Genomic DNA, 7451 nt, shown 5'->3' with positions numbered 1-7451 from the left:
ATCCATCCCCACCGTCTATACGGTGGGGAATTCCGCACCTTACGTTAAACCGCTGCAGAGCCGTCTTTAATATCCCCTTAACCTCGACCGGCGATGCAAACGCTAGCTTAATTAGATGGGATCCCTGTTAGCCCTCAGTGTTTCGGTCAGGTTGACCAGGTTTCTGGCCTGCCTGTGAGAAGTGGTCTGTCTGTGAGTGTTTCTTCTCCCCAACCCTCCGAGCCGGTTCGCATTGAAACCACGCGGGACTTGCTAGCAGCCCTGCGAGAAGGGCGCTCCCTGTTGGGCGCCAACCTTGAAGGTGCTTACCTCTCGCGGGGCCTGTTCGACCGCATCCAGATGCCCAAGGCCAACTTGACGCGGGCTAACCTGCGCTCGCTCAGTATGCAACAGGCAGATCTGCGGTTATGCAACTTTCGCCGTGCCGAGATGGAGCGGGCCAACTTCGCTGCCTCCGACCTCCGGGGATCCAGCTTCAGTCAAGCCCTGGGAGACTACAGCAACTTCACTGCTGCCAAGCTGGACAAAAGCAGCTTTCAGGAAGGCCGTTTCAGCCACTCCATCTTTCGCGAGGCCAGCTTGGTGGCTGCCAACCTAGCGGAAGGAAACTTTTTTGCCGCTGACTTTCGCCAAGCCAACCTATTTCGCTGCAACCTCTCCCAGGCCGTCCTAGCCAGTTGTCAGTTGCAACATGCCAACTTCAACCAAGCCCTCCTGGTGGGGGCCAACCTACAAGAGGCCCAAATCGAAGGGGCCAGCTTTGTCGGCGCCGACTTTACCGACGCCAAGCTCTCGGACGAAATGCGCAAGTTCTTGATCGAGCGCGCGAGCGGCACCAACGAGCTTACTCAGCGGGATACCCTCAACACTCTGCTGGCGGGGCTCCAGCCCAAGTCACGCAAACTGTTTGGATTGCTGTGAGCTGTAGCCGAAGTCACTCTCCCGCCAGCCGTAGCAGATCAGTTCTCAGGAGGTCAAGGCACCGGCTGATCCCTCAAAATTGGTTGAGGTCGATTCCAGCTTCGCGGGCCATGGCCCCTATCCCTTTGGTCTTGAGGGTTTTCAGGGCCTTGGTGGAAAGGCGCAAACGCACAAACCGCTTGCCCTCCTCCCACCAGACGCGTTTCCACTGCAAGTTAACCTCCTGCAGGCGCTTGGTACGCCGGTGGGAGTGGGAGATGGCGAAAGCGTTGTTGCGTTTTTTGTTGGTCAGTTGGCAGCGACGTGCCATGAGATCCAAGGGAACTCAGCTTCGCTATTCTATGGCCTCTTTTTGTCGAGCAGCAAGCTGCAGTTGAGCTTGCAACTGGGCTAGCTCTGCCCTCAATTGGTCAAAGGTTTGTTGGCAATGGTTGACGCTTCTCAGGGGTAGCTCTTCGTTTTTGGCGATGCAGGTGACCTCTACAGACCCGTCAGCGGCTTGGCGGCTGCGATCCACAAAGACCTCCACCGTCACCAGCTTGGTGTAGGGATTTTTTCCAGGCGGCTCGCCGGCCACCCAGTAGTCAGGGCTGTTATGTAGGACGGTAAGCTGGCAACGCTCCAAGACCGCGCGGATCGCTTCGCTTAGCTGCTCGGCTGATCCCATAAGCTGAGTCACGCAGGAGTATCGAGCCATAGAAGAAGCAGGTCACCACGCTCATCTTACCATCAAGCTTTCGAGTTCTGGCCTGTCCCAGTGGGCAGAGGGCGAATCGGCAAAATATGCGCTCAAGAGTAGCCTCAATCGGCTGGCTAACCCGGCGGCAAAGCGGTGAACTGCGCTAGAACGTAAACAAAGCCTTCCCGGCTCTGCGGCTAGCTCTTTTTTCAGGAGAGTTGCCTATGTCTAGGGTCTCCTCATGGGGGCGTTCCCTCTTGCTGCTGCTGGGATCCCTTGCTCTGGGTTGGATAGGCGTGTCTTCTGCCCAAGCGCAGCCTTTTCAACCGGGTGATCTGGATGGGGATAGCCGCTTGACGGTGCAGGATCGCAACCTGTTGGGGGCCTATTTGCGCGGAGAACGGGGGTTGACCGACGACCAGATCCGGGCTGCCGATGTTGACCAGGATGGACGAATTACAGAAGCCGATTGGCAGATGTTGCAGCAGCGCATTCAGGCGGCCACGGATGTGCCCACTGGACAGGTGCAGTTGGATTCTGCCTACTCTGGGCAGGTGGTGGATCGCCTGACAGGGCAGCCCTTGGCCGACGTGGAGGTGGCCATTCCGGGAGCCGGGATTGCGGTGCGCACCGATGCCCAGGGGCGGTTTCGCCTGCCGGGGCCGCTGCCGGCAGAGGAGATTTTGGTGGCGCGGCTGGAGAACTATTTGCCCTATTCCCAGAGCACAGGCAGCGGACAGACCGGCGGGGAGCGACCTTGGCAGTTACAGTTGGAGCGCTGGGATCCCAACAGCACGCTGGTGCTGGAGGCCAATGTCATCCGCCTAGGCGATAACCGGTATTCGCCTGAGTCGGCGGCTGCTGGCCAATTTCTTGCTCCTGCCCAAGGGGGGGAGATGACCCGCTCCTTCAGCCTAGAACGTCTGCCGCCCCGTCCACCAGTTCTGCGGATTGGATCCCTGATTGGGTTGGATACAGCCGCCGCCTATCGGGCCGGACAATCCCAGATCCCTAATGCCGACATGTCTCCCATGCGAGTGCTTTTGAACGGGGTGGAGGTAGAGCAGATCCAGTTGGGAGGAGACGGCTTGCGCATCCCTCTGCCGCTAGAGCATCTGCGCCTGGGCCTGAATACTGTTACCCTGCGCACTGGCAAAACGGTGATCCAGCCTGGCAGGATCGCCGGCGACCCTCGGATAAGTATCCCGCTTTTTGGTGGATCCCTGGATATCTTTGTGCCGCTGGGGAGTAACACAATCGGCCAGTACGGTGGGGCCTGGGTGGACTATGACGATGTGCAGTTGGCCAATGTCACGATTGAGATCCCCAGCTAAACGCCCAAGCTAACTTGCGCTGGCTAGGTCTTGGGATTTTGTTCCTCAGAAGCTTGCCCGAAGCCTTTTCGACTTTAAGGGGGCTCTGGGGATTCTGTAGGTTAAAGTGTCTGAAAGTGTACGGCGAAATTTTTTGGGATTTTTCTGGAGGTTGACCGCCACACCGAGCACTATGTGGATTTGGCACTGCAACACGCCCGTCGTTTCGCCAGATGGCCGGGCCCTGCTGCTCCGGCCTAAGCCTACCCTTCAGCAGCGGGGATCCCTTTTTGAGGGCCGCGTGGGTCACCCCGCTGGGATGGATGTAGGGCGCAGCCCCTCTCCCTAATCCACGAGGGTGGCACAAGGAGGCAACGGCAAGGGGTATAGCTGACTCAAAGCCCAGTCAGCTACCTAGAGAGAGCAGCGCTAAGGATCCGCTACTTCAAAAGCCCACAACCCCCGCTCAGCCGGGATCCGATGCAACTGTCCCTGGGGAAAGCGCTGCTGCAGCGCTGCCCCTTGCTGATTCCATACCTCCTCGTTCAGGAACAGGGTAAATGGCGGCTGGAGATCTTGGGTGGGCAACGCCTCAGGGGAAAAGACCTGCACCTCCTGTCCCGAGCCGGCAAAAAACTGGATCCAACTCTGCCAATAGATGGGCTCTCCCCAGCTGAAATAGGGGTAGGCGGCGCTGGCAGCCAAGTAGAAGCGGTAGTCGGGATCCCCTTGTCGGGCCGCCACGTAGCGCCCGGTGGCTCCCACATCGTTGCCCTGGGTCCAGCCCTTGTGGACAAAATCTCCAAAAATCGCCAAGTTCCATCCGCCAATCAACAGCATCGCCCCCGCCATCGCCACTGCCGGCAGCCACTTCCTCCCTGGGGATCCCCAACGCTCCAGGAGACCGGCCAGCGCCTGGATCCCTTCCAGAGTTAGGTAGGCTACAAAGGGCAGGATTACCAGCAGGCGGGTGTAGTTGGGGGCTTTGGTGATGGCCAAGCTAAAGAGCAGGTAAAGAAACAGGAAACTGCCCATACAAAGCCAGTCGTGGGGCTGGCTACGCCCCTTGCAGAGGCGGTAGAGGCCAGATCCCAGCCCCAGCCAGATCAAAACCCCCGTCAGCGGATCCACAAAGGCATGGCCGTAGTTGGGGTAGATGTAGCCCCGGTCGTGCTGGCTGGGATCGTTGAACATGCTTAGGCCATTGCGGATGTTGCGCCACACCGCCTCTGCCGGCGTAGCCGCATTGACCCACCTCTGCTGCAGCGCCCGCCCTTCCGGGAAAAAGAGAAATTGCTGGCGGGCATACTCGGCGCTTTCTGGGGGGGCGGTGGCAGTAGCCACCAGGATAGGCGCAGCCACCAGGAAAAACCCCAGCGCCGCCGGCACTGTTAGCTTGGCCAAAGTCCAGAAGGGGTTGACCTGATTATCCCCTCCTTGCAGCTCCTCCCGGCCCAGGAGCAGGTAGAGGCCGCCAAACAGCAACCCCAACAGGATCACCACCCGCCCCGGCAGATAGCCGTAGAGGGAGAAGGCCGCTGCCCCTCCCCCCAAATACAAAAGCAGGGGATTTTTTTCCCGCACGCCCTTTAAGAGCAAGGCTAGCGCTGCACACTCCACCAGCACAATCAGATTCTCCCGCATCGCCATGCGGCTGATGCCTAACAAGGCGTGGTTGGATCCCAGGAGGGCCGCTCCTGCCAAGGCCAGCCGGGGGTTCCAGAACGACCGAAAAAACCCATAGGCCACCAGAATGGTGACAACCCCGAAGGCGGCATGCACGGTGCGCACATTCACCAGCGTGACTCCCCCCATCAGCCGCGTCAGGCCGCCAAAGAGGCTGAACAGGAAGCGGGGGAAATAGAAACACTCTGGCATCAGCCCAAAGATATCGGGGTAGCGCACCCCTGAGGCCCGCCGCGCCATGGAGGTGATGACAATCTCGTCGGTGTTGATTTGAAAAGGGATGTTGGCCAGGTCGTAGAGGTAGATGGGGGCAAAAACCAGCGCCAGCAGCCCCAGGTGTAGCAACTCCTGACGCCAGCGCAGCCGCGTCGGATCCCAAGGGAGCTGAGCCGGAGGAAACTGGGCCACATACAGCCCCACCAGCAGGATGCTTAGCAGCCAGATACCCATCTGCAGTACGTGGTAGCCAAACACGCCGTACCAGAGGGTCAGGGCTATTCCCAAGCCCAGGCCGGATCCCAGCAGAGCCGGACGCCGGGAAGTTGCCAGGGTATCCCAAACTGCCATAGAACTGAGAGGAATCGACTGCTCTCAGCCTACCAGGCCCAAGTTGTTCTCAAAACCGCCCTACCCCCAGCTTCTCTCCCGAAGGACGGGAGAAAGACCCCAAGGCTATAGAACTTAGGAATTGAGGCTGCGGCCTACCGGTCGCAAGGATTGCCAGCAGGGATCCCCAAAGTTAGTAGCCCCGCATCCTCTCCGTCTCCCGCTCCAGTTCCGGATCCATGAAGTTGGACGGATCGTAGAGGAAGCGGTTGACCTCATCTTCGAGGCGGTAAATCTCAAAGGGCTCCAATTGTTTGCCAGTTCGCAAGGCCAGCAGGTAACCGTCCACCAGCAGCCTTAGCTCGTCAGTGCGCTGATAGCCGCGATGCCAACTATCCACCAGCGCGTCGGTTAGAGCTTGATAGTGCCGGATTAGCTTTGGGTCTTGCAACATGGCGCTCCCTTGCCCCACCTGTTCCCATCCTAGCGTTTGATTTTCGTTTGCTAGACAGAGATTACAAAAGCGGGAGAGGCAGCACTATTCCTCAAGAATGGGCAAGGTTAACCGCGAGGGCGTGTTGCCGCCGCTGTGAAGAGTAAGGGTGAGAATGCGGGCCTCGATGAGCCGCTCTTCTCGCATCCCCGTACCTGTATTGACGGAGTAGGCCGGGAAACAGGCCGCACTGAGGCTGAGACGCAGGGCGTGGCCACGGGGAATGCGGATACAGGTAGGCTGACAGGGGATTGAGATGGGGGCATTGGGCTGGGGATCCTGCAGACGACGGTAGCCCTGGGAAAAGTTGTACACCTGGCCGTCCGGCCTGACCACGGAGAGCACGGCGCAGAGATCCAAGCTGGGGCTGTCGGCTTCGACGTAGAGCTCTGCCGTGATATCCCCCGCCAGGAGGAGGTCGGTTTCCAGAGGGGGAGTGGTGTAAGTGAGAACATCGGTGCGGCAGTCGAGGGCAGAGCGCTCTTGCGGCCCGGCAGGATAAACCAGGTGACCCCCCAGGGCTGGCACCGGTCGCCAGGGATCGTGAACAAAAGTATCCGACTGTTGCCTCAGTGGGGGTTCCGGGCGGAGGGATCCCTCGAACTCAGAAAGGGCAGCCAGGCCGGTGCTGTGCAGGTAAAAAGCTTTTGGTTCCGGGGTGGGCCAGGCCTCTAAGCTGCGCCAGCGGTTGGCTCCCATCTCGAATAGGCGCACCGGCAGCTCCTGGAGGATCCCGGTGTCCTTGCCTTTGAGGAACTGGTCAAACCAGCGCACCTGCAGCCGATCGATGGGGCTGACGGCCTCGGGGCCAAAGTCCAGCGCCCCCACCCTGCGCCCCCAAGGCAGGTGGGCCCAAGGGCCGATGATCAGGTGTTGCGGGTTTTGGCTGCGGGCACTCATCTCCCTGTAGAGGCGTAGGCTGCCACTCAGATAGCTGTCAAACCAGCCGCCAATGTGCAACATCGGCAGATCCACCACCTCTAGCCGAGGGGAGAGCTGGCGCCAGTAGTCGTCGGGTTCGCTGTGCTCCAGCCAGTCGAAGTAGTAGGACTGGGGCGCGTATTGCTGCAGCACGCCCGGCTTGAGGGGGATGGGATCGTAGAGGGGCAAGTTGCGGGAGGCTTTGAAGAGGGCCTGGTAAGCGTTGGCCTCTCCCCGCCGGCGGGCTCCCTCAGCTTCCAGTTGCAGCGCCCAGCTGAGGTTGTTGGAGAAGGCAAAGGCTCCCCCCGGGTAGGCGGCATCGGCGTAGAGATCGTAGGGCAACATCGCCGGGCAGAGGGTTTTCAAAGCGCTGGGACGGCTGGAGGCGGCATAGAGTTGGGTCATGCCCTGGTAAGAAAAGCCGTACATGCCCACCACACCGTTGCTCCCTGGCAACGTAGCCGCCCAGTTGACCGCGTCAAACCCATCTTCAGCTTCGTGGCGGAAGGGGTAGAAGGAGCCCTTGGAGGTGCCCCGCCCCCGCACATCCTGGATGACCACGATGTAGCCGTGGGCCGCATACCAGCGCGGATGGGCGTACACCACCGTCGAGGCAATGGCCCGCCCGTAGGGCTGCCGCATCAGCAAGACCGGGTAGCTCCCCCCGCCTTCTGGACGATAGACATCCGCATCCAGTTGGATCCCGTCGCGGGTGAACATGGAAACGGTTTCGCGGGGGCGCACAGGCAGCATGGTTGGGTAAGGTCAACGAAATTTGCCGAAGAACTAGGCACAGGGATCCCTGGAGAGCTCTTCGATAGAAAATTCCGGGAGATAGAAGCATTTTAACGTAAGGTGCGGAATTCCCCACCGTCTATACGGTGGGGATGGA

At 59.9% G+C, this 7451-nt stretch carries 7 protein-coding genes; 2 read left to right on the top strand and 5 right to left on the bottom strand.

Annotated features, from left to right (window positions below; genetic code table 11):
* The first annotated feature begins 192 nt into the window (after nt 1–192).
* A complete protein-coding gene (locus NW835_RS02280) occupies nt 193–921 on the top strand; it encodes a pentapeptide repeat-containing protein (RefSeq protein WP_414378785.1) in 729 nt (242 codons plus the stop codon).
* Nucleotides 922–994: 73 nt separating this feature from the next.
* Here NW835_RS02280 and rpmB read toward each other — a convergent pair whose 3' ends face one another.
* Entirely contained in the window at nt 995–1231 is a 237-nt protein-coding gene (gene rpmB, locus NW835_RS02275; RefSeq protein WP_414372729.1) for a 50S ribosomal protein L28, read from the bottom strand.
* Between the two features lie 24 nt (nt 1232–1255).
* The gene (locus NW835_RS02270) at nt 1256–1618 is read right to left on the bottom strand and encodes a hypothetical protein (RefSeq protein WP_414366787.1); all 363 of its coding nucleotides are present in this window, start codon (nt 1616–1618) and stop codon (nt 1256–1258) included.
* Nucleotides 1619–1824: 206 nt separating this feature from the next.
* Between NW835_RS02270 and NW835_RS02265 the strand changes: the two genes are divergently transcribed.
* Nucleotides 1825–2934: a dockerin type I domain-containing protein gene (locus tag NW835_RS02265; protein ID WP_414372725.1), complete on the top strand. Its 1110-nt coding sequence runs from the start codon at nt 1825–1827 to the stop codon at nt 2932–2934.
* Nucleotides 2935–3342: 408 nt separating this feature from the next.
* On the opposite strand, the gene NW835_RS02260 is transcribed toward NW835_RS02265, so the two are convergent.
* The 3 genes from NW835_RS02260 to NW835_RS02250 all read right to left on the bottom strand — a co-directional run bounded on the left by NW835_RS02260 (nt 3343) and on the right by NW835_RS02250 (nt 7312).
* Entirely contained in the window at nt 3343–5166 is a 1824-nt protein-coding gene (locus NW835_RS02260) for a glycosyltransferase family 39 protein (RefSeq protein ID WP_414414421.1), read from the bottom strand.
* Nucleotides 5167–5338: 172 nt separating this feature from the next.
* A complete protein-coding gene (locus NW835_RS02255; RefSeq protein WP_414366681.1) occupies nt 5339–5599 on the bottom strand; it encodes a DUF6761 family protein in 261 nt (86 codons plus the stop codon).
* Between the two features lie 84 nt (nt 5600–5683).
* A complete protein-coding gene (locus tag NW835_RS02250) occupies nt 5684–7312 on the bottom strand; it encodes a CocE/NonD family hydrolase (RefSeq protein WP_414414420.1) in 1629 nt (542 codons plus the stop codon).
* Nucleotides 7313–7451: the final 139 nt, after the last annotated feature.

Origin of the sequence: Synechococcus sp. OH2 (assembly GCF_047462155.1) — a bacterium.
Taxonomy (GTDB): domain Bacteria; phylum Cyanobacteriota; class Cyanobacteriia; order Thermostichales; family Thermostichaceae; genus Thermostichus.
This window is presented reverse-complemented; position numbering and strand designations above follow the sequence as displayed.

Coding starts and splice junctions, on each gene's coding strand:
- rpmB (WP_414372729.1), bottom strand. CDS start 1,231: ATGGCACGTCGCTGCCAACTGACCAACAAAAAACGCAACAACGCTTTC.
- NW835_RS02270 (WP_414366787.1), bottom strand. CDS start 1,618: ATGGCTCGATACTCCTGCGTGACTCAGCTTATGGGATCAGCCGAGCAG.
- NW835_RS02265 (WP_414372725.1), top strand. CDS start 1,825: ATGTCTAGGGTCTCCTCATGGGGGCGTTCCCTCTTGCTGCTGCTGGGA.
- NW835_RS02260 (WP_414414421.1), bottom strand. CDS start 5,166: ATGGCAGTTTGGGATACCCTGGCAACTTCCCGGCGTCCGGCTCTGCTG.
- NW835_RS02255 (WP_414366681.1), bottom strand. CDS start 5,599: ATGTTGCAAGACCCAAAGCTAATCCGGCACTATCAAGCTCTAACCGAC.
- NW835_RS02250 (WP_414414420.1), bottom strand. CDS start 7,312: ATGCTGCCTGTGCGCCCCCGCGAAACCGTTTCCATGTTCACCCGCGAC.